22 protein-coding genes are annotated in these 26,783 nt (G+C 68.0%); all 22 read right to left on the bottom strand.

Going from position 1 to position 26,783, the window contains the following annotated elements; all coding sequences use genetic code 11:
- The coding region (locus tag V5A19_RS09985; RefSeq protein WP_332327777.1) for a PHP domain-containing protein at positions 1-2,198 on the bottom strand (2,198 nt) is incomplete at its 3' end.
- Entirely contained in the window at positions 2,198-3,349 is a 1,152-nt protein-coding gene (locus V5A19_RS09980) for a DNA polymerase Y family protein (RefSeq protein WP_332318995.1), read from the bottom strand. The genes V5A19_RS09985 and V5A19_RS09980, both read right to left, overlap by 1 nt.
- Positions 3,350-3,583: 234 nt before the next feature.
- On the bottom strand, positions 3,584-4,333 hold the full coding sequence (gene rlmB / locus V5A19_RS09975; RefSeq protein WP_332318996.1) for a 23S rRNA (guanosine(2251)-2'-O)-methyltransferase RlmB: 750 nt from the start codon (positions 4,331-4,333) through the stop codon (positions 3,584-3,586).
- A gap of 259 nt (positions 4,334-4,592) precedes the next feature.
- Positions 4,593-6,020 carry a cardiolipin synthase gene (gene cls, locus V5A19_RS09970; protein WP_332318997.1) on the bottom strand — a complete coding sequence of 476 codons (1,428 nt, stop codon included), beginning with the start codon at positions 6,018-6,020 and terminating at the stop codon, positions 4,593-4,595.
- Positions 6,021-6,027: 7 nt separating this feature from the next.
- Positions 6,028-8,268, bottom strand: a complete 2,241-nt coding sequence (rnr, locus tag V5A19_RS09965; protein WP_332318998.1) for a ribonuclease R — start codon at positions 8,266-8,268, stop codon at positions 6,028-6,030.
- 393 nt (positions 8,269-8,661) lie between these two features.
- A complete protein-coding gene (locus V5A19_RS09960; protein ID WP_332318999.1) occupies positions 8,662-9,957 on the bottom strand; it encodes an adenylosuccinate synthase in 1,296 nt (431 codons plus the stop codon).
- 14 nt (positions 9,958-9,971) lie between these two features.
- Entirely contained in the window at positions 9,972-11,171 is a 1,200-nt protein-coding gene (locus V5A19_RS09955; RefSeq protein ID WP_332319000.1) for an ATP phosphoribosyltransferase regulatory subunit, read from the bottom strand.
- A 153-nt stretch (positions 11,172-11,324) separates the two neighbouring features.
- Entirely contained in the window at positions 11,325-11,948 is a 624-nt protein-coding gene (locus V5A19_RS09950) for a tetratricopeptide repeat protein (protein ID WP_332319001.1), read from the bottom strand.
- 614 nt (positions 11,949-12,562) lie between these two features.
- A complete protein-coding gene (locus tag V5A19_RS09945; protein ID WP_332319002.1) occupies positions 12,563-13,468 on the bottom strand; it encodes an ExeA family protein in 906 nt (301 codons plus the stop codon).
- Between the two features lie 16 nt (positions 13,469-13,484).
- The gene (gene mshL / locus V5A19_RS09940) at positions 13,485-15,173 is read right to left on the bottom strand and encodes a pilus (MSHA type) biogenesis protein MshL (protein ID WP_332319003.1); all 1,689 of its coding nucleotides are present in this window, start codon (positions 15,171-15,173) and stop codon (positions 13,485-13,487) included.
- The gene (locus V5A19_RS09935; RefSeq protein ID WP_332319004.1) at positions 15,173-15,556 is read right to left on the bottom strand and encodes a hypothetical protein; all 384 of its coding nucleotides are present in this window, start codon (positions 15,554-15,556) and stop codon (positions 15,173-15,175) included. The genes mshL and V5A19_RS09935 overlap by 1 nt, the downstream gene beginning before the upstream one ends.
- Entirely contained in the window at positions 15,549-16,214 is a 666-nt protein-coding gene (gene gspM / locus V5A19_RS09930; RefSeq protein ID WP_332319005.1) for a type II secretion system protein GspM, read from the bottom strand. Before gspM ends, V5A19_RS09935 begins: the two co-directional genes overlap by 8 nt.
- Positions 16,211-16,843 carry a hypothetical protein gene (locus tag V5A19_RS09925; protein WP_332319006.1) on the bottom strand — a complete coding sequence of 211 codons (633 nt, stop codon included), beginning with the start codon at positions 16,841-16,843 and terminating at the stop codon, positions 16,211-16,213. The genes gspM and V5A19_RS09925 overlap by 4 nt, the downstream gene beginning before the upstream one ends.
- Positions 16,844-17,929, bottom strand: a complete 1,086-nt coding sequence (gene pilM / locus V5A19_RS09920; protein WP_332319007.1) for a pilus assembly protein PilM — start codon at positions 17,927-17,929, stop codon at positions 16,844-16,846.
- 214 nt (positions 17,930-18,143) lie between these two features.
- Positions 18,144-22,271 (bottom strand): DUF6701 domain-containing protein, encoded by a 4,128-nt coding sequence (locus V5A19_RS09915; RefSeq protein ID WP_332319008.1) that lies wholly within the window; start codon positions 22,269-22,271, stop codon positions 18,144-18,146.
- Positions 22,272-22,439: 168 nt separating this feature from the next.
- Positions 22,440-22,706: a hypothetical protein gene (locus tag V5A19_RS09910; RefSeq protein ID WP_332319009.1), complete on the bottom strand. Its 267-nt coding sequence runs from the start codon at positions 22,704-22,706 to the stop codon at positions 22,440-22,442.
- Between the two features lie 179 nt (positions 22,707-22,885).
- Positions 22,886-23,320: a GGDEF domain-containing protein gene (locus V5A19_RS09905; protein WP_332327778.1), complete on the bottom strand. Its 435-nt coding sequence runs from the start codon at positions 23,318-23,320 to the stop codon at positions 22,886-22,888.
- 167 nt (positions 23,321-23,487) lie between these two features.
- Positions 23,488-23,790, bottom strand: a complete 303-nt coding sequence (locus V5A19_RS09900) for a PAS domain-containing protein (protein ID WP_332319010.1) — start codon at positions 23,788-23,790, stop codon at positions 23,488-23,490.
- Between the two features lie 723 nt (positions 23,791-24,513).
- Positions 24,514-24,948, bottom strand: a complete 435-nt coding sequence (locus V5A19_RS09895; protein ID WP_332319011.1) for a hypothetical protein — start codon at positions 24,946-24,948, stop codon at positions 24,514-24,516.
- Positions 24,938-25,798, bottom strand: a complete 861-nt coding sequence (locus V5A19_RS09890) for a prepilin-type N-terminal cleavage/methylation domain-containing protein (RefSeq protein ID WP_332319012.1) — start codon at positions 25,796-25,798, stop codon at positions 24,938-24,940. Before V5A19_RS09890 ends, V5A19_RS09895 begins: the two co-directional genes overlap by 11 nt.
- The gene (locus tag V5A19_RS09885) at positions 25,798-26,403 is read right to left on the bottom strand and encodes a type II secretion system protein (protein ID WP_332319013.1); all 606 of its coding nucleotides are present in this window, start codon (positions 26,401-26,403) and stop codon (positions 25,798-25,800) included. Before V5A19_RS09885 ends, V5A19_RS09890 begins: the two co-directional genes overlap by 1 nt.
- Positions 26,393-26,783: GspH/FimT family pseudopilin (locus V5A19_RS09880; RefSeq protein WP_332327776.1), on the bottom strand; the 391-nt coding region annotated here is incomplete at its 5' end. The genes V5A19_RS09885 and V5A19_RS09880, both read right to left, overlap by 11 nt.

The raw sequence follows: 26,783 nt of genomic DNA, 5'->3' as shown, positions 1-26,783 counted from the left end.
CCCTGCCAGGCGGCAACGATGAAGGCGGCGCTGTGGGACTTGCAGAAGCTGTAACCGGCGAAGCTGGCGATCTGGCGCCACACCCGATCGATTGAGCCCTCGTCGTGCCCGCGGGCGCGGGCGCCCTCCCGGAAGCGCCCCTCGAAGGCGGTCAGCGGCTGCCAGTGGCTGCCCTTCTTGGTCAGGGACCGCCGCACCTGGTCGGCCTCTCCCGGCGGGATGCCGGCGAAGGCCTCCATCACCGCCAGCAGCTGCTCCTGGTAGATGAGCACCCCGTAGGTCTCGGCCAGGACCTCGCGCAGGGCCGGATGGGGGTAGTCGATCGCCTCTTCGCCGCGGTGGCGGGCGACGTAGTGCTCCAGCACCCCGGCATGAGAGACCCCGGGGCGGATAATGCTGGTGGCCGCCACCGCCGTGTCGAAGTCCCGGCAGTCCAGGCGCTGCAGGATCTGGCGGCTGCTGGGCGATTCCACGTAGAAGCAGCCCAGGGTCCGGCCCTCGGCCATGAGGGCGCGGGCCGCCGGGTCCCCGGAGGGGTCGAAGGCGTCGAAGTCGACCGTTTCCCCGTAGCGCTGCGCCACCGCCGCCACGGTGTCGCGCACCATCCCCAGGGCCCGGTTGCCGATGAGATCGAACTTGATCAGGCCCACCTCCTCCACCGGGTCCATGCTGAACTGGGTGGTGCGCCGTCCCTGGGCGCTGCGCTCCACCGGCACCCAGCTGTCCACCCGGTCCGGGGCGATGACCAGGCCGCACGGGTGCATGGACAGGCCCTTGGGCACCCCGTCCAGGTGGCGGCCCACGCCCAGGATGGTGGCCAGGGGCTCGCGCTCGGGGTGGAGGTCCAGGCCGGTGGGCCGCTCGGCCAGCGCCCCGGGCAGCTCGGCGATGGGCACGCGCGGCAGGCGCTTGGACAACCGCGCCAGCTCGTCGCGGGTCAGGCCCAGGGCGGCGCCGATTTCCTGCACCAGGCCGCGCGCCTCGAAGGTGGTGAAGGCGCCCACCATGGCCACGCGGTGCTCGCCGTAGGCGGCGAAAAGCTCGGCCACCAGGGCCTCGCGGCTGTCCCAGGGGAAGTCCAGGTCGATGTCCGGCGGATTGGCGCGCTCGAAGGCCATGAAGCGCTCGAAGGACAGGCCGTATTTGAGCGGGTCCACGGCGGTCAGGCCGAGCAGATAGACCACCAGGCTGCCGGCGGCGCTGCCCCGGCCCAGGGTGGGCACGCCCCGCGCACGGGCCCGGTCCACCAGGTCCGCGGCTACCAGGAAATAGCTGGCGTAGCCGGTGCCGCCGATGACCGTCAGCTCGTGCTCCAGGCGCTGGCCGGCAGCGATGGGGACGACCTCGCCGTAGCGCCAGTCCAGCCCACGGCGGCACAGGCGACGCAGCTCCTCGACGGGGTCGGTGTCGGCGGGCAGCGGCGCCGGCGGGTAACGCAGCGTACCCAGGGCCGGGGCCAGGATGTCGTCGGCGCAGCCGCTGGCGATGCGGCAGGCGTTGGCGAAAGCCTCGCGCTCGCCGGCGAAGGCGGCGCGCAGGTGATCGGCGTCGCGCAGGGTGGCGCTGGCCGGGGCGTGGGCCGCCGGGTGCAGGCGCGCCAGGGTGGTACCCGCGCCCATGGCCGCCAGCACGCGGTGGGCGGTGTGGGCCTCGGGATCGACGAACGTAACTTCACCGCTCGCCACCGGGGGGATGCCGCGGGCGCGGGCGTAGCGGGCCAGGCGCTCGCGTCCGAGGCGCTCGGCGCGCGAGCGGCACAGGTCGGCGGGCACCCGGCGGGCGTAGAGGCTGCCGGCGGCGCGGACGGCGCTGCCGTCGAGGGCATCGAGCCACTCACGGCTGCCCGCCAGGAAGAAGAGGTGGGGGGCGGCCTCGGCGGCGATGGCCCGCCACTCGTCCTCGCCCAGCCGGTAGGCCGTCACCAGCCGGCACAGCGCCTGATAGCCGGGGAAGTCGCGCGCCAGCACCACGCAGCCGAGATCGGCATTCGCCTCGGCCAGGCGCGCGCCGATGAGAGGCTTGGTGCCCTGGGCCCGGGCCGCTTGGTAGAAGGGCACGGCGCCGTAGACGCCATTGATGTCGGTGAGCGCCAGGGCGCCGATGCCCCGCCCCGCAGCTGCCTCCGCCAGGGCCTCGGGGCCGGCCACGCCCCAACAGAAGGAATAGTGGGAATGGACACACAGGTGAGGGGCGTGCATCACGGCGTCCCCGCCCAGCTCCGCCCCCAGCCGATGGCGCCGTCGCCGAAGCGATCGCGCACGGCGTCGATCCGGTCGAGCAGGCGGTCGTGGGCCGTATGCTCGGGGAACAGCTCGCCCTGGCCGCCGGCGCGGCGCTCGGTCACCGCCACCGCCACCCGGCGGGCGCCCACACGGCGCTCCCAGGCGGCCTCCAGCAGGGCGACGGCGGCCTCGTAGAGGTCGAAGTCGCGGTCGGTGGGCTCCAGGCGCGCCTGGCGCGAGCGCTCCGCGCCGTCGCGATAGGTGAGCAGGAGCTGGAGGCGCGCCGCCTCCTCGGCACGGTCCCGCAGGCGCCGGCCCAGGCGCTCGGCGGCGGCGAACAGGGCCGGGCCTACCGCCGCCGGCGACTGCTGGCTGCCGCCCAGGCCCACCCCCACTTGCCAGTCGTCCCCCGCCTCCAGGTCGCCGCGCCACGTGGCCACTGGGCGCGGGTCCACGCCACGGCTCCACTGGTGCCACCAGCGCCCGCGGCGGCCGAAGGCGGCCTCCATCTGGGCCTGTGGCACCGCGGCCACGTCGCCCAGCCGCCGCATGCCCAGCCGCTCCAGTCGCGCCCGCTGCTCGCGCCCGGCCTCCGGGAGCACCGCTATCGGGTAGTCGCGCAGATGGGCCGCCTCGTCGCCTAGGGGGACCTCGGTCACCGCCTCGCCGTCGTGGGCCGCGGCCATGCGCGCCACCGCCTTGCCACTGGCCACGGCCCCGGCCGCGGGCAGGTCGAGATCGGCGTCCACCTCGGTCACGGCCCGGGCCAGCAGGTCCACCGGCGCTCGCTGCCAGTAGTCCCGGGTCTCGCTCAGGTCCAGATACCAGGCGCCGCTGCTCTCGATCTCCAGGCGCGGGGTGTAACGGTTGAGCACCTGCCCCAGCTCCCGGCGCAGCCGTCCCATGGCCTCGGTGTCCAGCGGCACCACCGTCGCCCGCCCGCGCGCCCGCGCCGCCGCAGCACCGGGCGCCACGCCCTCGGCGCGCGCCTCGGCGGAGGCCGCTACCACCGCCTTGCCCCGCGCCACTGCCACCGGCCGCCCGCGCAGAGCGGGATCCCGGCGCCGAACCAGGGCCACCGGCAGATCGGGCAGGACCAGTGATGCGATATCGCGCGCAGCGCCCATGGCAGCCTCCTTCGCCCAAATGTTCTCTTTACGTTCTCATTATAGGCGAAGGCGGGCGGATCGCCAAGGCAGTCTGGGGCTAACCGCCAAGGACGCCAAGAACGGCGGCAATGGGACTGGATATTGGCCCTGGCACGGTTAGGAGCGGCCTGGAGACCGCTCCTAACCCAAGCCGATTTTTCCGAAAGGTCTGCGGTTTTTTGGCGTGCTTGGCGTGCTTGGCGTCCTTGGCGGTTAGCCCGCGCCGTGCCGCTGCCGGACCGTCTCGAACAGCACCACCCCGGTGGCCACGGCGACGTTGAGGCTGGAAACCGTCCCGGCCATGGGGATCCGGACCAGGGCATCGCACTTCTTGGCGGTGAGGGCGCGCATGCCCTCGCCTTCGGCGCCCAGGACCCAGCCGGTAGGGCCGGTGGCGTCGGCGCGGTACCAGGGGGTATTGCCGGCGTCGCTGGTGCCCAGAAGAAAGATGCCGCGTTCCTTCAGGGCGTCCATGGCCCGGGCCAAATTGGCTACGGCGGCCACGGGGACGGTTTCGGCGGCGCCGCTGGCCACCTTGCGGGCGGCGGGATTCAGCGGCGCGCAGCGGTCGCGGGGGACGACCACGGCGTGCACCCCGACGGCATCGGCGCTGCGCAAGCAGGCGCCCAGGTTGCGCGGGTCGGTTACCCCGTCGAGCAAGAGCAGGAGCGGGGTCTCGGCGAGCTTGTCGAGGCGCTCGCGGAGCCGGTCCTCGTCCCACAGGGCCACCGCGGCGACCCGCGCCAGTACACCCTGGTGGCGGGCACCGCCGCTGCGGCGGTCGAGGTCCTCGCGGGGAACGCGGCGCACGCGCACGCCCGCGGCCTTGGCGTCGGCTTCCAGCCGGGCCAGGCGCTTGCCGTGGAAGCCCTTGGCGATGCGCACCTCGGCTAGCTCGGTCCCCTCGGCCAAGGCCGCCGCCACGCTGTGGATGCCGTAGAGGTATTCGGCGTCGTCGGTCATGGCCGTCCGTTTCGGGGGAAAAGCGTTATCCGCAGATGACACAGATGCACGCAGATGAAACCAATATCCGGGCAAGAGGGTTATACCTGCGCCGAACCGCCTCAATCGGCTCCGACCCGGCTGTATGGCTGCAGCGGTCCAGACCTTCGTTGGCCGTTTTTCATCTGCGGCCATCTGCGCCATCTGCGGATAAGCCGTTGACGCGGCCGTTACGCCTCACGCCTCACGCCTCACGCCTCACTCCTCACCCCCTCACTCCTCACAGCATCGGCGCCAGCGTCCGCGCCAGACCCTCGAAGCTGTGCTTCCAGGCCGGCCGCTGCTGGAACGCCTCCAGGGTCACCCGCTCCGCCGTGCGCAGCTCCTCCTCGAACAGCCGAGCCAGGGTGTTGATGGGTCCTTGATCCTGGAGGATGAGGTTGAGCTCGTAGTTGAGGTAGAAAGAGCGGGAGTCCAGGTTGGCCGAACCCACCGTGGCCCAACTGCCGTCCACGGTGACCTGTTTTCCATGAATCATGCCCTCGTGGCTGCGGTAGATCTCCACCCCCGCCGCCAGCAGCTCGTGAAAGAAGGAATTGCTGGCGGCAGCCACAAGGGGATGATTGTTATGGCGAGGAGCCAGCATGCGCACCCGCACCCCGCGCCGGGCGGCACTGGCCAGGGCCATCTGCATGGCCTGATCGGGGACGTAATAAGGGGTTACCACCTGCACCCAATCGCTAGCGGAGGTGATGGCGTTGAATACGGTCTCGTGGAAAGCCCGCCAGTACTGGCCCGGCCCCGAGGGCAGGACCCGGCAGACACTGGGACCATCGGTGGCGCTGCGCGGATAGTAGCGCTGAGCCACAAGGGCCTCGCCGGTAACATAGTGCCAGTCCTTGGCGAAAACCGAGATGATCTGGCGAGTAACCGGGCCCTCGATGCGCAGGTGGAGGTCCTTCCACAGGCGCACCCCAATACGGCCCCGGTAGTCGTCGCCGATGTTGATACCACCGGTGTAGGCGATGCGGCCGTCGATGACGGCGATCTTGCGGTGGTTGCGCAGATTGGCGCCGAGCACCGACGTGGGCGACAGCAGCGGGGCGAAGGCCCGCACCCGGCCGCCCGCCTGTCTGAGCGGCCGCAGCAGCCAACCGGCGGCGGCCGCGCCCCAGGCGTCGTACAGGACCCGCACCTCCACCCCTTCCCGGGCCTTTTCCACCAGCAGGTCCCGGAGCCAGCGACCGGTGGTGTCGAAGGCCCAGACGTAGTAGGCCAGCAGAATATGGTCACGGGCGGCACGGATGTCGGCTTCCAGGCGGGCGTACTTTTCCTCGCCGTGGCCGAAGACCGTCACGTGGTTGCCGGTAGTGTCGGGGTAGTCCTCGCGGACGGCGCGCTGGGGACTGAGAAAAGTCCGCTCGGGGGGTAGAGGACGGGGAAGCCCGCCGAGCTCGCGCGGCAGTGCCTGCAGGAAGGCACGGTCCCGCTGTGCGCGGCGGCGGGCCACCCGCCGCACGCGGTAACCGCCAAAGATCAGGTAAGCCGGACCGGCCAGCCACGGGACAAGCACCACCGCCAGGATCCAGCCGAAGGGCGACTGGGTCTCCTCCCGGGCCGACAGGATAAGCAAGACGAAGGCCCCGGTGAGGATGTGGCCGAGTACGGCGTAGAGCTCGGCCCCGGGGCCGAAAGCCGGCCAATTCATGGCGGAGTCATTGGTCCTCTTGCGCCGGGGCCTCGGCCGATTCGCCGCGGTGGGCGCCCATTTCGTCGGGGTTCTTGACCAGCGCCAGGTCGATCTTGAGGGCGTCCACATCCACTCGAGCGACCTTGGCCCGGATGGGGTCGCCGAGCTGGAAGACTTGTCCAGACCGTTCGCCCCTAAGCAGGTGGTGCACCGAATCGAAGTGGTAGTAATCGTCGTCGAGGTTGGTGATGTGGATCAGTCCCTCGATGTGGATCGGGGACAGCTCGGCGAACACCCCGAACCCGGTCACCCCGGCGATGACGCCGTCGTACTCCTCGCCCAAATGGTCCTGCATGTACTGGCACTTGAGCCAATCCACCAGCTCGCGCTCGGCGAGCTCCGAACGGCGCTCGGTGGTCGAGGTATGCTCGCCGATGGCGCCGAGATTGGCCTTGAAGTCGTCCTTCTTGCCCTCTTTCACCCGACGTCCGGCAAGCAGGTCCTTGATGCGCCGGTGCACCACCAGGTCGGGATAGCGCCGGATGGGCGAGGTGAAATGGGTGTAGTAGTCGTAGGCCAACCCGAAATGGCCCAGCGGCTCGGGGCGGTACTGGGCCTGCTGCATGGAGCGCAGCATGACCGTCTCCACCAGATGGGCGTCGGGGCGCTGGCGGGCCTGGCGCAGGACCTGGCTGAAGGATTGGGGAGTGGGCGGGTCCTCGAGCTGCTCAGCCAGCCCGATGGTCTTCAGGAAGTCCTGCAGGTTCTCCAGCTTTTCCGCGGTCGGCGGCTCGTGGACCCGGAAAAGACTGGGCTCGTCGTTTTCCACGAACAGCCGGGCCGCGCTCTCGTTGGCGGCAAGCATGCACTCCTCAATCAGGCGGTGCGCATCCCGGCGCTGGTAGGGGACGATCATCTCGATCTGATTGTTCTCGCCGAACAGGATCTCGGTATCTAGACCCTCGAACTCGATGGCACCGCGCTCGACGCGGGCCTTGTGCAGCACCCCATAGAGCTCGTAGAGGGTCTCCAGCTGCGGCAGGATGTGCTCGTACCGGGTGCGCGTCTCCGCGTCCTGGTCCTCCATCATGGCGGCCACCTCGGTATAGGTGAGCCGCGCGTGGGAATGCATGACGGCTTCGAAGAAACGGTACTGATCAACTTGGCCCTGGCTGTCGATATGCATCTCGCAGGCCAGGGTCAGCCGATCCACGGCGGGGTTCAGGGAGCAGATGCCGTTGGACAGGGCCTCCGGCAACATGGGCACCACCCGGTTGGGCAGGTAGGTGGAGTTGCCCCGGTGGTAGCCTTCCTTGTCCAGGGGGGAGTTGGGCGTTACATAGGTGGAGACATCGGCGATGGCCACGATCAGCCGGAACCCGTCGCCGGCCTTTTCGGCGAACACGGCGTCGTCGAAGTCCTTGGCGTCGGCGCCGTCGATGGTGACCAGGGGCAGGGCTCGCAGGTCCTCGCGATCACCGATGTCCTCCGGCGCCACGCTCTGGGACTTCGCCTCCGCCTCGCCGACCACCTCATCGGGCCAGTCGTGCGGGATCTCGTGCTTGCGCAGCACGATCTCCGTCTCCACCTCGGTAGTCAGCTGACCACCGAGGATCTCGATGACGCGGCCGGTGGGCTGGCGCTTGGGCGTTGGCTGGTGGATGATCTGCGCCGTTACGTACTCCCCCTTGCTCGCCCCGCCATCCTCCCCCGGCGGGACCAGGATGTTCTGGGTGACCCGACTTTCGTCGGGAACCACGAAGTAGACGCCGTCCTCCTCCTCAAGGCGTCCTACCACCTTTTCCTGGCCCCGCTCCACCACGCGAACGATGGTGCCCTCGGGCCGACCCCGCTTGTCATAGCCGGAAACCCGGGCTACCACCTTGTCGCCATTGAGCACCTGGCGCATCTCCCGCGGCGACAGGAACAGGTCCTTCTGCTCCTTGTCTTCCGGGAGGAGGAAGCCGAAGCCGTCGGGATGCGCCTTGACCTTGCCCTTGACCAGGTCCATGCGCTCGGGCAGGCCGTAGAGGTTGCGCCGCGTCCGGATAACCTGACCGTCGCGCTCCATGGCCCGCAGGCGCCGATTGAGACCGGTTTTTTCCTCGTCCTCGGTGAGCTCCAGGCTTTCGGCCAGGAATTCCTCGGATACGGGGGCGGAGGTGCTCTCGCGCAGGAAATTCAGGATGTATTCCCGGCTGGGAATGGGCTTCTCGTAGCGCTCCGCTTCCCGGTCCTGATAGGGATCTTCGTCGAATCTCGTCATTGACCCAGCCTTAATGTATGGGGTTGAATCAGCCGCCCTTTATGGGAAGGATCCATTCTGCGGCGTTCCGGGTCCTCAGGTAGAGAGGGGGCTTGAATGTAGAGGGCGTGTTTAAGACCCGCGACTGTCCCTTTTTATCAGGTTTTATCAGGGTAACGCGTGAAAGCCGGCAATCGCTCCTCCAGGGCAAGGGGCGCCAGGCTCGGATCATCGCCGCTATAGCCGACAATGCCCTTTGGTGCAGAGAAAGCCCGGTTCCCCGGGGCATCCAGGCACCGCCCCTTGCCGTCGCCCACCCCGGCTCGCGCTATCCGTTTTTCCCTGGCAGGCCCGGTCGGGGGCTCCAGGGGAACCGTTCATCGCCAGCCGGGGGTAGGCCCATTGGGCCTGGTGTCAGCCACCGAAAGGATCCTCCAAAAGAACGGTCTCCTCGCGGTCCGGACCGGTGGAAATCATGGCCATAGGCACCCCAGTCAGCTCGGCAAGCCTGTCCAGGTAGGCGTTGGCATTGGCCGGCAGTTCTTGCCGCGATCGGGCCCCGGAGGTGCTCTCAATCCAGCCCGGAAGCTCCTCGTAGACGGGCTCGCAGGTGGACAGCTCCTCGGCACCCACCGGCGGCGTCGACTGGTACTCCCCCTGGCACCGGTAGCCGGTACAGATCTGGATCCGGTCCAGGCCGTCGAGCACGTCCAGCTTGGTTACGCACAGTTGATGGACGCCGCTCAGGATCACCGAACGCCTCAGTGCCACGGCGTCGAACCACCCGCACCGCCGGGCCCTCCCGGTGGTGGCCCCGAACTCGCCACCGCGAGTGGCCAGGTGCTCGGCGTCTTCATCGTCCAACTCGGTGGGAAAGGGCCCGGCTCCGACCCGGGTAGTGTAGGCCTTGGTAACCCCCACCACGGTCCCCAGCCCCACTGGACCCACACCCGCCCCGGTGCTAGCGGCCCCGGCGACAGTGTTGGAGGAGGTGACGTACGGGTAAGTGCCGTGATCCACGTCCAGCCCCGTGCCCTGGGCGCCCTCGAACAGGATGCGCCGGCCTGCCTGCCGGTGCCCCTCCAGGCGGCCCACCGTGTCCGCCACGAAAGGCCGGAGCCGCTCGGCCAGGCCACGCAGCCGGTCCAGGGTGGCCTGGAAGTCCACCGTTTCCGCCCCGAAGAATTGCCCCAGGACGAAATTGTGGTAGTCCAGGGCCTCGCCCAGCTTGGCCGCCAGAACCTCACGGTGATACAGATCGGCCACTCGGATGGCACGCCGCGCCACCTTGTCCTCGTAGGCGGGCCCGATGCCGCGCCCGGTGGTGCCGATTTTCTGGCTGCCCCGGGCGGCCTCCCGGGCACCGTCCAAAAGGTGGTGATGGGGCAGGATGAGCGGGCAAGCGGAGGAGACGAAAAGCCGGCCGCGCACATCGTGGCCGGCCGCCTCGAGCTGGCTCACCTCCTCCAACAGGGCCTCGGGCTCGAGCACCAAGCCGTTGCCGATCAAGCATTCCACGCCGGGGTGCAGTATACCGGAAGGGATCAGATGGAGGACGGTGGTCTCGCCGCCGATAACCAGAGTGTGCCCTGCGTTATGGCCACCCTGGAAGCGCACCACAACATCGGCCCTCTCCGTCAGGAGGTCAACGATCTTGCCCTTGCCCTCGTCACCCCACTGGGTGCCGACAATCAGTACGTTCTGGTCCATGCGGGTACCTGCGCTTATTCCTCGGTATCCACGGGCTGGGCACGCCAGCCGTGGTGCTCGTCGTATTCGAGGACCTGGGCGCAGCCCAGGCGGCGGGCCTGCTCCCCGAGATCCCGGTCGGATTCTGCCTCCAGACACTGCACGACCCGGACCCCCTGGGCGCGCAGGCTCTGGATGGCTCGTTGCAGCTCGCCGGTGCCTTCGAGCGGAGCCAGGACCCCTTGGGGCTGGGAGGGGGGAAGCGGCATGAGCTCGGCGAGCTGCTTGAGGTCACCGCTCATGCCGGTGGCCGGCCGGCTCCGACCGAAGGCGGCGCCGATGCCGTCGTAACGGCCCCCGCGAAGGACGGCATCGCCCTGACCGGCCACGAAGGCGGCGAATACCGGACCCGTATGGTAGTCGTAGCCGCGCACCTCGCCCAGGTCGAAGCTGAGGTTGTCGGCCAGATCCCGCCGGCCCAGCCGCTCCACCAGCTCCCCCAGCTCCGCGAGGGCCGCGCGGGCTTCCTCGTTCACCCCGCAGGAGGAGCGGGCCGTTTCCAGAACATCCGGGCCGCCGTGCAGGGTGGGAAGCCTCATTAGGGCCTCCCGGCGTCCCGGCGTGATTTCCACATTGGCCAGCACCTCGGCAACAGCACGGGTGTCCTTGCGCCGAATCGCCTCTCTCAGGTCCGCGCCGCGGTCCCCATCCAGGCCGAGATCCCGGGTCAAGGCCCGGTACAGGCCGACGTGACCCATATCCAAGATGAAATCCCGGATGCCCACCTCACTCAGGGTGGCCGCCATGAGGCCGATGATTTCGGCATCGGCGCTGGGTGAGGCGACCCCGAAGACCTCGGCACCCACCTGCAGCGGGGCCCGGGAGCTGCCGTAATTGTCGGGGTGGGCGCGCAGCACGGGGCCGGCATAGCAAAGGCGGCTGGGCCCGTCCTCCGGCATGCGATGGGCGTCCACCCGGGCCACCTGGGGGGTCATGTCGGCGCGAAAGCCCATCAGGCGGCCGCTGGCCTGATCCACTACCTTGAGGGTGCGCAGGTCTAGGTCCCCGCCGACACCGGTTAGCAGGGAATCCAGGAATTCCACTTCCGGTGGCATGACTAGGGCATAGCCCCAGCGGTGATAAACGTCCAGCACACGGCGACGGAGGCCCTCGACGGCCTCGGCGCGTTCCGGGAGGACGTCCTCGATCCCCTGAGGGAGGAGCCAGCGGTTCATCGCCAAAACGGTCCCTTCTTGGCGGCCGGATAAGTATGGGGCTGGCACGCACGACGGCGAGACAGGTCGGTCCTGTCCCGGCCAGACTATCAGTGTGCCTTGCAACCGATGCGGGTTGGAAGGCGCAAACCAAACCATGCCTGGGGCATGGTGTCAATTGCGGCTACCGGCGGGAAGGTCTTCGAGACGGGCTTCCACGGACTTGCGGAGCGACCTTTGGCCCTCCGGAAGCTCCTTTTGCACCCGGCGATAGACCTCCGCCGCTCTGGCCTTCTGGCCGTCGGCCTCCAGGGCGAGCCCGAGCCCGACCAGGAGCCGCCAATGGGCACCGTGGCGCGCGATCCCGGAACGGTAGATGCTGATTGCCTGAGGGGGCCTGCCCATTTTCCGATAAAGGGTACCCACCAAGGCATACAGATGGAGGCGCTCCTGCTCCTCGAGGGCACGGGTCAGGACTTTCATGCCCTCTTCCCGCACCGACTCGTTGTCACGGCGCAGCAGGAAATGCGCCAGGTTCTGGGCCATTCGGGGATTCGCGGGATGCTCCTGGAGGCCCCCGGTGAGCGTTCGGATGGCCTCTTCTGGGCTTCCCGCCTGCCACTGGGCCAGGGCCAGGTTGTTGGCCACGTCGGTCCGCTCCGGGACCAGCCGACGAGCCTCGCTAAGCCGCTCAACGGCCTCACGGTAGCGCTCGCCGGCGAGCGCGCGGTAGCCGGAGCCGGCTAGCTCCTCGGCCCGGCGCTGCTGCTGCCAGGACTCGGGGACCTCCACCCGCATCCGGGAGCCATTTCCCCCACTTTCGGCTGAGCCCTCGGATCCGGAGGATACGTGCGATTCCGGGCTCCCGCTCGGGGATCCGGCTTTCGCCAGCTGGCGCTTCGACCCGGGAGCCAGAGCTACCTTGCGGGGCTCGGTTCGGGGCCGCTTGACCGGCGGCGACGCGGAAGCTTCTACCTCCCCCGATGAGGCGGGTTGGGGTGGCTCGGCCCGGACCCGGGCGTTTTTCTCCTGCATAGGCGGCAGCGCCACCTCCAGGGGGGGTTGGTCATCGGCGGGCCCTGGGGATGTCTCGTCGCCGGAATCCGGCCCCTGCCCGGGTTTCTCAACCGGTCCCTGCTTAGGAGCTTGGGCCCCGGGCCTGGGCTGGGGCTCCGCCTGAGCGCGCTGCTGTTGGGCCGGGGCGGGCTCGGAAGAGGCTTGGGGCGAGGGCCAGACCCACCAGAGGGCGCTCCCCGCAACAGCACCGAGGATAAATAACGCCACCGCAACCAGAACCCACCACCTTGAGGCATACCCCTGGCCACGAGCCGGTTGAAGCTGGTAGGGAGGGGGGGCGAACTCCGGAGCGCCCGGCGCCTGGTCCAGCTTGCGCAGGACCTCGTTAATGAGACTCATAGCATCCCCGTCGCAAACGGAGCCAGCCCGGTGCTCGCGGCAGCGGATTGGGCCGCCATAAGGGCGGGCGAAAACCGGGCTAGCAAGGCCACGCCTTTAGCGGCCTCGGTGTCCCGAACGGCAGCCTTGACGTGGCGGCGACGGACTTGCGGCTGGCCCTCCCCATAAGCGGCGAGCAGGGCCTTGTGGGCCAGGATATTGACCAGTCGCAGCACGCCGCCGCTTCCCCGGTAAAGGACTCGAACCGCCCCAGGCCGGAATACCAGACCGCCCTGATGACCCGCTATTCGCATGCGGTACTGGAGGTAACTGCCCAGGTCTTTCCGGGAAAGGGGACCTAGCGTGTAGGAATAGACAATTCGCTGGCGCAGCTGGCGGATGGAAGGCTCCCGCAGGCGGACATTGAGCTCGGGCTGGCCCACCAGGACAATGCGGAGGAGTTTGGCCTTCTCGGTCTCCAAGTTGGAAAGCAGGCGCAGCTGCTCCAGGGTCTCAAGCGGCAAAGCCTGGGCCTCATCCACCAGGAGAACCACCGGTCGACCTTTCTCCCAGGTTTCGAGCATGAAGGCCCGAACCGCCGCCAGCAGTTCCTGCTGATCCTGGCCCTCGGGATCCAGTCCCAGCTCCCGGGCCACGGTCCGGAGAAGCTCGTCGCCGCGCAGGAGGGGATCCAGGATGTAGGCGGTTTCCGCCTCGTCGGCAATGGCACGGAGGAATTGGCGGCACAGAGTGGTCTTGCCCGTGCCGACCTCGCCCACAACCTTGATGAAGCCCTCACCGGAGCGGACCCCGTAGAGCAGGGTGTTCAGAGCCTCCTGACGGATCCGATCGCTGAAGAAGAACTCCGAATCCGGGGTCAAAGAGAACGGGTCGCTGTTCAGCCCCAAGAAGTCCCGATACAAGGCCATCTCCCGTGGGTCAGTTGCGGGATCCGGAGATCTGCAGTCCCTCTTCCCAAAGCTCCTGCAGCTTCTCCCTGCGCTCGGCCTCCACCTCGCTGCCGTAGATCACCCGCGGCCGCAACAGGATTACCAGCTCGCGCTTGACCTTCTCCGTGCTGCTGTGCCGGAAAAGCCCGCCCAGGAGGGGGATGTCGCCCAGAAGGGGCACCTTGGTCTGGTTATCGGTGGTGGACTCCTGCATCAGACCCCCGATGACCACGATCTGGCCGTCCTGGGCCCGGACGATGGTGTCGCTCTCCCGGACATCGCTTTTGGCCAGCGGGAAGGAGAACACCTGGTCCTGGCTGAACTGAAACTGCTTCTGCTGGGAGCTGACATCGGTCACCGAGGGGTGGACATGCATGGTCACCATGCCCTCGCCATTGATGGAGGGGGTAACGTCCAGGGATATGCCATCGAAGAAGGGGGTCAGCTCGACATCGAAGTTTTGCTGGGTGGTAGCGGTGGCCGCGGTCCCGGTATTGCGCAGCTCGACATCGGTCAGGAAGAACTCGTCGGTGCCCACCTTGATCACCGCCTTCTGGTTGTTGACGGTAGCCACTCGGGGGCTGGACAGGACGTTAACGTCGCCCTGGGATGACAGCAGATTGACCATGGCCGAGAAATTGTCGAGGGAAACCGCAGCCGAGAAGAACCCCCCGGGATCGACCCCCTGGAGCTGCGGCAGGAGGGTTGGGGAGCCCCCGCTAAAGGACAGGGCCTGCTCATCGGTGCCTTGGTTATCGAGGTCGGTACCGATCATGCTGGAAGCGATGTAGGCTTCCCCGGCCCGACCCAGGCTAGACCAGTTGATGCCGGTTTCGTTGGCCTCGTTGAGCTGGACATCGATCACCTTGGCCTCGATGACCACCTGGCGGTGGCTGCCCCCTTCCACCGCCTGCAGGTAGTCGGCCACGTCGTGCAGGGTTTGAGGCATGGCCCGAACCAACACCACACCGGCCCCCGGATGGAGGACGAGCTTCTCCTGGTCGCTCCGCCCTCCTTGGAGAATGGTTTCCAGCCCGCCCCGTAGCTCCGGCCAGAACGCCGAGCTGGTTTCGGTCTTTACCTCGCTGCCGACGATCTCCGTCTGCGAACCGCCACCTCCGCCGCCACCTTCGCCTTCGGTGGAGGTCTGAGTAACCTGTCCCGAGCTTACCCGGGTCTGGCTGTTGCCTTCCCGGGTGCTGTCCAGGTAATTAACATTAAAGACTCGGGTCTGAAGCTTGGCCGGACGCACCAGGAATCGTTTGTTGATGCGCTCGATACCGTAGCCGTAGGTCCGCGACAGATAGTCCATGGCATCGGGGACGCTAACCTGTCGCAAGTTGAGGGTGACCTCGCCCTTCACCTTGGAATCGATGACCACGCTGTAGTCGGTGCCCTCGACCAGGCCCAGCAGGACATCCCGGATGGGCACCCCCCGCGCGGAGATGTCGAAGCGCTTGGCCTCGTCCCTCTGGCTTTCCGCGGGCGGCGGGGAGGCCTGGAGGGGCGGGACGCTGGCCTCCTCGAGAGTGGATGGCTTACTGCCTTTGGCTTCCTCGCCGCCATCTTTGCCCGGGCCGTCGCCCTCAGCTGCGGGCCCGGGAGCGGCCTCCTCGCCGGAGGAAGCGCAGCCGACAACCAAGGCGAGCATCAAGGCAATGGGCAAGACCTGTCGCATCAAGGGCTCGGGGCCTTTTTCATTCCGGAGGACATGGTCAACCGCAGGATCCGGGTTCCCCCCTTCCCCTTCAGCACAACGCGGTCGCGGTAGATGTTGGTCACCGTCAGCGAGCCCACCGTGTCACCGACCCGGTAGGGCCGGCCGTCGATCACGGCCACCCGCCGGCCCTCGCCGACCAGGATGGAATCTAGGTCCAGCCCGGCCCCGGCCGGCTCCTCGCTGCCACTGGCCCCCGGGCCGCCACCCGGGCCCGACCCGCTCGGCGGCCGCGTCGGGTCCACCCAGTCCGGACCCCCGGCGGTCACGCCTTCGGCATCAAAGGCCAGCCCCAGGACAACGGCCATCAGCAGGGCCCGGGCGCCGTCGCTGCCGCTAGTCAAGGCCGCCCTCCGGGGACTCCAGGACATAGGTATGGGCGGTCAGAGCCACCTTGGCCCGGGGGTACCCTAGCACGGTATAGTCCAGCTTGGTGACCTGGATGGCCCAGTCAAGGCCCTCGATCCGGTCCAGAAAGCCCACGGTCTCCTCGAAGGTGCCGTGGTAGGTCACTGCCACCCCCTTGCGGTTCAGGCCGATTTCCGGCCCCCCTTCCTTCCCCCCGGCCAGCTCCACCGGCTCCCGGGCCAGGCTCTCCACCCGCCGCACACTGATGCTGCTGGGCTCCCGGGCGAGGAGTAGGTCCTCGAAGAAGGCCATGAGGCGGTCGGGACGAATAAACCGCCCGACCTTCTCCCCGAGGGCCTCCCGGCGACCTGCCAGCCGCTCGCGGAGCTTCTCGGTCCGGTCCCGGAGACGGGTGCGCTCCTCCTGGAAGTCGGTCCCGGTCAGCTCCTTCAGGCGGCTCCGGTACCCCGCCGTCTCCTGCTTGACCTGCCGGGTTTGTCGCTCCAGCTCCGCCTCCCGCTCCAGGGCCGGCCGGATCAGCCCCTCGTAGCCAGCCACCGCCAGGACCGCCGCGACCGCCGCGAACAGCAGCAGCCGCTCGCGAAGCTGGCGGGCATCGAGCCAATCCCGGATTCCGGCCAGCCAACGGATCATTGGCCGTTCTCCTGGACCACCGGGAAGGCCGCCTCGCTATGGAAGGTCAGGACCTCGCCGCCGCCGGGCCCGTCCTCCGGCGCATTCGCTTTCAGATCCCGGAAGGAGCCGCCGCTATAGGGCTTCTGGGCCACAACCGCCTGCAGGTACCGGGGGATGGCCTCGGGCGGATCGGCCCTGCCCTCCAACCGCAGACGGACGGGATTGACCCCTGCCAGCCGGAACCGGGTCAGCCAGACCCCGTCCTGCTGGGCTCGCGCCCGCCCCAGGGCGCGCACCAGCTCGCCCTTGCTGCCGGCGGCCTCCAGTCGCGTGCGCAGGGCCTGCTCCGCTTCCCGGAAGGCGGCAATCCGCTCCTTCAGGTCGGCCACGTCGGCGCGGAGGGCCTCCAGCTGCTCCCGGCGCTGCCGATGGGCCTCCTCGGCCGCCTGGAGCTCTTTTTGCACCCGGTCCCGCTGGTCTTCGGCCGCCTGGAGGGCCTGGCGCTGCCGGTCCACGCGGTAGCTCTGGTAGACGTAGAGGCCCACCAAAGCGGCCACCAGCACCGCCAGCAGGACCGCCATGGTGCGGGCGGCGAAAGGGGTCGGCCGAGGCCAGAGCTCGGGGCGATTGAGGTTGATCTGCTCCATTCAGGCGGTTCCCGGATCCAGCATGCGCAGCCCCGCCCCGATCGCCAGTATCCCCTCGTGGACCGGGAAGCCCACCTCCCCCCGATGATCGGCGATAGGGGCCTCGGCCTGGAGATAGTCCAAGGGGTGGAAGAACTCGAAGGCGATACCAAGCGCTTCTTCCAGGTACGCCTCAAGCCCCTGGATCCGGGCCCCTTCCCCGCCCAGGTAGATCTTCTGAATGGCGGCCTGCCGGAAGCGGGAATCGTAATAATCGAGCGAGCGCTGGATCTCCAGCGCCAAGCGGTCGGCGAAATCGGTCAGGGCCGTGGACGGGGCGGTCGCCTCCCCCTCTTCCTCCAGGGCCAGCTCCTCGTTGGTCGGTCCGCCGAGCTGCCCGCCCTCCGGCTCGCTGCCTCCGGCAGCCAGACCGTCCTCCACCCGCTGGCGCTGGGCCTCCTCCGGCTCGACACCGAGCTCCTCGGCGACCCGGTTCAGCTCCTGGCCGACCTCCAGGCCGATCTGGCGGCAGAAGGTGAGCTCCCCACCCTTGGTAATGCTGATCAGCGAGCTGCGCTCGTCCAGGATTACCAGGCAGGTGCCGTAGGCGGGCTCGGGCAGCAGCCAAGCCAGGTTGCGGTGGGCCATGTCCGGGATGTCAACGAACCGGGCGTCGAGGCCCGCCTCGCTCAGCTGGGTAACACGTTCCCGGACGGTGTCCTGGCGCGCTGCCACCACGAAGGCCTGCGGTCCCTCGCCGGAGGGCTGGATGGGCACGGGGAAGGCGTCGATTACCGCCTGGTCCGCCGGGAAATCGAGCAGGTCCCGGACCCGCCAGCGCAGGGCCGAGCGCCACTCAGCCCGGGCCACGTCCGGCGCCTCGGTGAGAATGAAATTGATATCGGGCCGGTAGAGGAGCGTGGAGGTGGGGGCGCCTTCCAGGTCGTTGGCCTCGACCGGCGGGGCCAGCTCCTCGGCAAGGGAGGATGGGGAAGCTTCCGCGCCGCGCTCCCGGGGGATCTGCTGAAAGAGGGAGAGCCGGGGCTGTTCGGCGGTGCCGGCGAGCCCCGCCAGGAAGATGGCCTCGGCGCGGACATCCACGGCCACAAGCGCGAACCGCTTACCCCGCTTTTTTCGCAACCGCGGCAGTTTCAGGGCCGACTCCTGCGCCGGATGGGATTTGGGAGGGCGTCCTATCGGTCCCCCCAAGACCTGCCAGGGACAAAATAAGGCAATCAGTCCTGCATGGCAAAAGGGGAAGCAGCGAGTCCATTGGGGGGCACCAAGCCCACTACCTCACGGACCGGCAGTATCCTCCCGCCTATTGGAACACCTCGCGCCAATACAAGATGCGGTCATCCCCCCGATAACGCCCAAAAGTGGCGATGCCGGTAGGGTCGGCGATAGTGCCGTTGTTGTCGAAATCGAACTCCAAAAAGTTCAGGGCATCCGCGGTCACCGTAATCTGGCCGTAATTGCCCGCGCCGGGAGCGGTCAGAACCAACCCGCCCTTGCCCGCGGCGAGCGGATCGTTGACAGATTCGATGCCCGTGTCCCCGGCGGCCAGACCGTCGGCCGGCGGATCGGTCAGGGTGATGCGGGCGCTGCCAAGAGGGGTGGCGCTGTCCCGATCCTCCAGCCGGAACTGACCGCCCTCGTAACGCTGGGCGGTCACCGGCACCGGCAGGTCGGCGGTCTCCGGGCCATAGGCGTTTTCCACCACCAGCCGGCCATAGACCAGCTCGGGCTGTGCCACCACCTCGAAGTCGCCGTTGCCGTCGCCGTCCACATCGTCGAGGGCCGCCGCCTGCAGGGTCACGCCATCGTCGTCCTGGGGCGCGATGCCGGTGCGCAGCGGATCGAAAGGCTCCTCCGGCGTGCCGGTGCGACTCACCTGAAGATCGGCATCGATGTTGGCGGTGCCGAGACCGAAGCTGCCACTGGCACTCCCCGACAGGCGACCCCCGAGGGAAACGAAGCCACCCTTGCCGTAGGCGTCCACCCCGAAATCGGTGAGGCTGGTGGGGTCGAGGTAGGCGAAGGCGCCCTCATAGTTCTGGGTGACGGTCCCACCCCCGTTGCGGGCCGACAGGCCGAAGGTCGCCCGGAAGGTCTCCCCGAGGTAGGTGAACGGCTCGCCGCTCGCCGCCGCCCGGTTGACCCGGTTGGTTAGGTTGCTGCTGTCCACCTGGAAGTGATCGGGATAGAAACGGCCCACCGGCCCAGAGCGGCCGAGCACATTGCTGCCCGATCCCAGGTAGGCCCCGGAGTCGAGGTCGGTGCGCAGCTCGATGATGCCCACCTCGTCATACCGAATCTGGGTACTGGCCTGGCCCGGGCCAATGTTGCCGGAATCTTGGAAAGCCGCAGCCGAAATGCCGGTGCTCCCGGCAAGCGCAGGGTCCCGCTGGCCGGGATCGGGAAGCCAAAGGTTGCTGGTCAGGGTCACCGACTCGCTGGTGGACTCGCTACCGAAATTGGGCAGTACCGCGTTGTCCCCCGAGGGGGCCAGGGAGGCATTATCCGTGGGATCGTCGTTGCCATAGCCATCGGGGTTCCCATGGCCGTTGCCGTCGTCGCCGCTCGCCCAGCCAACTGCCGAAACCTCCACCTTGAAGTCCGTGCCCGCAGGCCCCAGGGCACCGCCGCCGGGGCCGGTCGCCCCGGGATTGCCGGCGGCGGCGATGTGGAAGCCGAAGGGCCGCCATACGAACGGGGAGGAGCCGCCGACGATCTCGTCCCCCGAGCCGGCGGGAGGCTCACTGATCCCGGTGTCGTCCTTAACGTGGAGCTGGAGCTCGCCTGCATCGAGATAGTTGACGGGTACCGTCGCCTGCCCGTCGGTAAAGGACACCGTCTGCACCGAGGCCGCGCCCTCCGAGGCCGCGATGCTGGTGCCGTCCACCGTGACCTGCCGGGTGCCGCTTGCGGGATCCTCGTAATCGAACCAGAATTTGAGATTCCGGCTGCCGTCATACTCCTCGATGACATTGCAGCCCGGATCGCTGGGCAGCTCGCCCACCGCCGTCAGGGTCCAGTCGAAGCTGCGCCCGGCGATCTGGGTGGGGATGGGCTCCGGGCTGGCCTCGAAGCCGTAGGGGCGGAAGGTGATGTCGCCCTCGGTGTCGTCGTCGGTTACCGTGCCGTCGGTGGCATCGATGTTGAGGGTCTCCTGGTGGGTGTCCTCCAGGTCAAGTACGACCTCGCCGTTGTCGCCGCTGACGAAGCTGTAGCTGGCCGCGCCGTCGTCCGCGGTGCCATCGCTCAGGGTACCGCCGCCGGTGTTCAGGCTCCAGCTACCGTTGCCGGTGGTGGTGGTCACATCCACGGTGCCGGTATAACCGGTGACCGAATTGCCGGAGGCATCCACTGCGGTGAAGGTGATCGGCTCCGGCCGGCAGTTGATGCCTGCGCCGTCGGGGCTGAGCTCGAAGTGGTCGGGACCCCCGCAGGCGTGGGTGGCATTCATGTCCGCCTGCATCTGGGCCTGGTCGATGGCGCGTTCATAGACCCTGACCTCATCGATGCGCCCGTCGGCCGAGTTGGGGTTGGAGGCCCTGAAGGAGTACCCGCTGCGGTTGTCGCCCAGATATAGGGTGTCGAAGTCGCCGCTGGCGCCGTTGGAGCTTATGCTCTGGCTGGCGGCCAGGCTGCCGTCCACGTAGATGGCCATAACATCGGCACCGAAGTCCCAGGTGACGCCGATGTGGTGCCAGGTGCCGCCCGCAAAGTCGAAGCGGTTCGTGTCTAGGGTAAAATCGTCGTCGCTGCTGTCCTCCAGACCGAACTGCAGGCGCCCCCCTGGCCCACCGCCAGGCCCCGGGGGACCGCCAGGCCCCGGGGGACCGCCTCCAGGAAATCCATCATGCAAAGCCAAGAAAAAGTACTTCTGGCCATTGGCGGTGGTGGAGGCATCGAGCAGTTGGCGGTCCTCATCCGGCTCGGACCAGCGGGTGTTGGCGTAGTACCAGAAGTTGATGGAACCACTATTGCCCAAATCGCCGTCGACATCGATCCCGGTGTCCACCGCGTCCTGCTCGCCGGTGGATGTGTTGCCCGGAATTTCCACGGCGCTGCAAACCCTACCCTCGGCGATGGTAGTACCTACCGCCCCGCCCACGGTCTGGCCGGTATTGCCATTGCCAGAGTCGTCGACCACCTGACCGCCGGTGTCGTCGGCCAGGGCGTCGATGGTGTAATAGGCCAACGGGCCACCGCTAGGCTGGCAGGGGTGGGTTTGATCCTTGGCATTTTGGATTTCGGATTCGCTCAATGCCTGATCGTAAACCCGGAACTCGTCAATTTGCCCCTGCCAATCGGCCGAGGGATTGCCGGACTTCGGTCCCTGGCCTGCGCGCAGAAAGTCGATGCCGTCCAGGCTGCCGTCGTGCACCCCGATGCCGGAGCCGGTCACCGTGGTCTGGACCTCGCTGCCGTTCACGAACACCCGGATCTTCTCGCCGCTGGCCCAGGTCATGGCTACGTGCTGCCACTGATCCTGGACCTGGAGACCACTCTCGGTCTCCACCTGGAGGCAATCGCCGCCATCGCCGCAGGCATCGGTATTGATGCTGGCCTTGATCAGATCGCTGTTACCCGTTGTGGCCCCCTGGGCATCATAGCGCAGGCCAAAGCGGTTATCCTGGTTATCGGGCGCAGCGGTGGTGAAGACTCCGCGATCGTTACCGATCGCGTCGGTATTGCGAACCCAGGCCATGACCGTGATGGCTGTCTTCCCGGCCAGGTAACTGCTGGCGTCGCCATCCTCAAGGTAATCCCCGCTGCCACCGAAGGTGCCATAGCGGCAGGTCCCGGGGTCGCCACCGATGGCGGGTTTGCCGCCTGCCGTTGTGGCGTCGCCGGCTGCGGTGCCATGGCGGCCATTGCCGGTATTGTCCTGAACTTCATCGGTGGTGCCATCCCAGCCATCGGCCTCCATACGGTAATCCACCAGCAGGTCACTGGTGGTGGGGTATAGCTGGGTTTTCGGTACCACCTCCGGATTGCTCTGGGGGGCGGTGGAGGGGCTGGACCAAAGTAGCCGGGCATCCTGCTCGCCGGTGTTCTCGAAGTACTCGATCTCGATGTCGTACTTCTGACCGCGAGTCAGGGAAATGGGGGAACTGATGTTCTCAGTGTCGTCGTGGAGGGTGTAGTTGTCGATGACCAGTTGGCCGTCGATCCACACCCGGATGCCGTCATCGGATATGGTGTGGATACGGTAATCTTCGGTGTACTGGGCCTGGATCTGGCCGGTCCAGCGCACGCTAAAGGTATCGCCATCGACCCCGGAAGCGGGCCAACCACTGTCCCCGTTCGAGAAGTCGACGGTATCGTCAATGCGGGTGACGTCCGGATTGTTGTCGCAAGGCACATCGTAGTTACTGCTGTCCCGGTTGCAGTAGTCCCCGGTCAGGCCTGTCCCGGACCCAACGAAGGGGGCTGCCATCGCTATTCCGGACACTAAAGAGAGCCCAACCGCCACAAGCAGCCAAGCGGCTCTAGTACCCCAATTTTTTTCCGCCTTAGCGGTCCCCAAAACGCACCTCCACCTGTCGCTGAGCCTCCTCAATGCTGCCCGAATAGCAGACGCCTTTCACCTGGAACCGGTATAGCTCTAAAGGAGCACTGATGGTAGGGGTGTGCCCATATGATGATCAGGAGTGCTCAGGTCGGTATGGAGCGTCCCTGTCTCCTTGTCGCAATTAGCTAGGCCGGCCGGCGCTGCGTCACTATCCTTGAAAACCAAGCCCCCGTTGGGCAAGGAAGTGGAATTGCCCTGCGCGATCACCTGATACAGCCCCCACTGCACCGCCGTCTCGGCCGCGAAGAAGGCCTGGGTAAAGGCAAAGGCCCGTGTCGTCGAGGCTTGCTCGAGGGCCATTTGAAAGCCCCTCGATCCCGAGCCCGGCTGGGCATCCGCAACTTGGCGGGGCTGCCAAAACGGCCAGGTGGCGCGGCCCGCCAAACTGGGGCGTCTCAGACCAACGGCCGCAGCCGATACCGGCGCTGGTCCGTCTGCCTTCCCCTTCCGGACCCGCTCCCACCGGGACCGTCGGGCCCTCAGCTCCCGGCCGGCACCCGGTTCTTGCCGGCGGCCTTGGCGGCGTACAGGTGGTCGTCGGCGGCCCGGAGCAGGCTTTCGGCCAGGGCCTCCATGTCCGCCCGGGCCTCGGCTTCCTCCTCTTCCTCGAGATACGCCACGCCGGCGCTCACGGTGAGCTGAGCCGCGACCGAGCCGCTTCCCGCCGGGAAGGGGTGGTCGGCCACCAATGCCCGCAGCTCCTCGGCCTTGGCCCGGGCGCCCTCGCGGCCGGTGAAGGGCAGAACCAGGGTGAACTCCTCGCCCCCGTAGCGGGCAGCGACGTCCTCCTCCCGGGTGTTTTCGGCCAAAAGCCGCCCGAGCTCCCCCAGGATGGCATCCCCGGCTTCATGGCCGAGGCGATCGTTGACGGCCTTGAAGTCGTCCAGGTCCAGGTAGACCACCGCCAGCGGCAGGCCGTGGCGAACGACCCCTGCAGGTACCGGCGGAAGGCCCGGCGGAACCCGCGGCGGTTGAGCAGGCCGGTGAGGGGGTCGTGCTCCGATTCCCGGCGGAGGCGCTCCAGCTGCTCCATCTCGGCGGTCACGTCGGTGGCGTAGACGGCCCAGCAGACCCCGTCCTCCTAGCGCACCTCCTGGCCGGTGAGCCGCAGCCAGCGATCATCGATACAGTCCACCAGGCTCGCCTCTTCCCTGCCGTACAGGAGCGGCTCCACACACCGCCCCAGACGCGGATGGCCGGCCAGCTCGGCAAACGGCCGGCCCAGCCAGTGCTCCGCATCCATTCCCAGCCACTGCTCGAGGCTGGGGGAGATCCGGAGGACCTCCCCTTCCGCGCCGAAGCACAGGACCCCGACCGGTGCCTCCCCGAGCAGTCGCTCCCACTCCGGGATCCCGGCACCGCCTTCCGCCTCAAGCTGCTGCATGGGCTTCCTCCCGTTCCGAAGACGTTTATCAGGCCCTCGCCCTCCGCGCCGAGCGGGCACATCGCAGCCTGGCGCAGCAGGCGGTCCACGACCTGGCGCGGCTCCCGGAGCTGGAAAGTCGAGGGCCCCGCCTCTGCACCCTTGGCCGCATCGGCGCCGAGGCAACTACGGACAGGGACCTCAAACCCTCCCCGGAGGAGCTGATCCGGGAGGATCGCGAGGGTTGAGCGCCCGCCTCGTTATCGACGCCTCGAACGCCGTCCACATCGTCATGCGGACCCGGGACGCCCATGCCTTGATGGCGCCCCTGGAGGCCGCCCCGCTGGTGCTGGCCCCACGCCTCTTCACCGCGGAGCTCGGCAACGCCCTGTGGAAGTACCTGCGCCAGGGCTGGCTTGAGCCCACCGAAGCCCAGAGCCGGCTGGCGGAGGGACTCCCCTTGGCCAACCACCTCGAAGGGGACGAAAACCTCGTCCACGAGGCCCTCCTGGAAGCCGGCCGGCGGGAGCACCCCGTCTATGACCGCCAGTACGCCATTCTGGCCCGTCGCCATGGGGCTGCCCTCCTTGCCCAGGATCAGCGCCTCGGCAGTCTGGCGCAAGCCATGGACCTCGCCGTTTCCCCCTGGCCGCGCCCTGCTTCCTCGCCCTATGGAGCGGCCCCAGGCCCCTGTCCCCAGGCGCCTCCCCACCGTCCCTCGAAACCGCCCTGCGGCCAGTGCGCTCAGTTCTGGAACCGCACCTCCAGGCGCCGGCGGGTCGCCTCCGGGGTTCCGGGGAAGCACACCCCCACCGCCCCGAACCGGAACAGGTCTTTGGATCCCCCCGGTGTGAGCACCGTCCCGAATTGCTCCAGACCGTTGAGCTGGATGCTGTCCACCCGCGAATCCCCGCAGGCGGCCAAACCGTTCACCGGGGCCGTAAGCGGCTGAACCCCGCCGAAGGTGGAGTTTCCCCGGGCGATGAGCTGGTACAGGCCCCACTGGGCCACCGATTCCCCGGCCTGGAAGGCATAAGCCGAGGCCATCTCCCGGGAGACGGCGCTTTGCTCGGTGGTGGCGATGCGCACCAAGGCGGTGCCTAGCATGGCCAGGACCACGATCACGAAAACCGCCGCGATCAGGCCTACGCCGCGCTCGCTCTTGGTATCAGGGGACATTCCGGATCTGGACCTCCTGCAGGAAATCCACCGTCTCCCCCGCTTCCGGGCTCCGGAACTGGAGGAACAGCCGGACGATTGCCGAACGGGTCAGGGTAGCGGGGACATAGGTGATATCGCACTGGGACACCCGATCCGCCAGGAGGTGGACCGACACACCGCTATTGGCCTCGTTGCAGAAATGGCCGGGCGTGGTCCCCAACGGTTCCTCCAGCTCCCCGATACCCAGCCGGACCCGGTTATTAGCCGTATCGCAGCACAGGGCCACCACTTTATCCACCCCGTAGATACGTCGACTCGGCGAATGCCGGGGGAATGAATCGGCAGCGTCGAGGTCGATGCGGTGGCGAACCTCATTGCCGCTGCTCAGGTCGGTTACGGTCCCCATCCGGGAGCGCGGATTGTCGTCATCGGTGGCGGTCCCGTAGAGGGGGGAGGCGTTCTGGGGATAGACCACCAGGTCGTGGCTGGCGGCCAGCCCCACCAGCCCGTAGGCCTCGAAACGGTCGCCGTCGCGGTTGATCTGGAGTCGGGAGTCAGCGGGCCCGGTGGCCACGTAGCGACCGCCGGTGGCCGCGCGCAGGACCGCGATCCGGGACACCTGGCTGCAGCCGGCGGCGGGACAAAGCACGGAATTGGGAACGGCCCGTCGCAGCTCGCGGGTGGCGCGCTCCACGGCGATTCGCCCGGCCGAGGCCAGCTCCTGGCGCTCGCTGGCGTCCACATAGCCGCCCACGAAATTGCCGATAAGGTTGGCGCCGACGACGGCGAGGATGCCGATCAGAACGATTACCACCACCAGCTCCACCATGGTGAAGCCCTCGGACCGCGAGCGAAGCGCCAGCCGCATCAAAAATTCAACCGGTAGGCGGTGAAGGTGGTGGTCAGGTCACGGGGCCCGGTCACGGCGATATCGATGCGCTTGGCGTCATCGGCGGCCACGTCCTGCAGCTCGCCGCCAACCCCGGTGGCCACGGTCACCGCCACACAGAAACCGTCGTACCGGCCGCGACGGGTGTTCCCCGAGGCGTCCCGCAGATCGGCGCCGTAGCCGCAAGCGCTGCCCTCCTCGAGATTTTGGTAGTCGTCCACATCGTCAAAGGTACCCCGCCCTTCCCCGGCGTCGGGTCCGCAATCGCCGGTCCCCGGGCAGACGGCGTTGGGCCCGGAGCCGCAGTTGGTCGCCCCGCTGGGCCGGACGCAGCCGCCGCCCCGGGGGGACTTTTCGTCCCAGGGCTTGGAGAAGATCTCGTCCATGTAGGATTGACCCAGCTCCACAGCCTTGATGCGCAGCTGGGGATCGACGCTGCCGCGAAAGCCTTGGGCGAGCATGAGCATGACGGCCGAGGCGGCAATCCCGATCACCACGATGGTCACGACCAGCTCGATCAGGGTAAGACCCCGCTGGCAAGCGGCGCCCGGAGCCTCCCGGGAATCCCTGGCTTCAGGCGCCATGGGCAAAACCGGTCTCCCCTTCCACGGTTATCGTCACATCGCCGCCTTCCAAAGGAATAGGCGTAGGCCCATCGACCGATCCGGAGCCATCGACGCTGCGGCCCAAAGCGTCGAAATAAATCGTAGGCGGTGACGGCGCGAACTGGAGGCCCCCGGCGAGCTCCCAGAAACCTTGCTCCGTCGTGGGCGGCGAAAGCACATGCCAGTCCGGGCAGCTTGCCGGATCGGGTACGTCTGCGGAGCAATAATGGAAGCGGAAACGGGCGGGGCTCGGCTGGCCGATCTGGACCCGGACGAACCGGTTCCGCGACAGCGCCTGCTGCTGGGCGTAGCGGAGCCCGCTCACCAGCCGGTCGCTGCTGGCGCGCTCGCCGTAGACC

The sequence above is a fragment of the Thiohalorhabdus sp. genome, assembly GCF_036628635.1.
Classification (GTDB): Bacteria; Pseudomonadota; Gammaproteobacteria; order Thiohalorhabdales; family Thiohalorhabdaceae; genus Thiohalorhabdus.
This window is presented reverse-complemented; position numbering and strand designations above follow the sequence as displayed.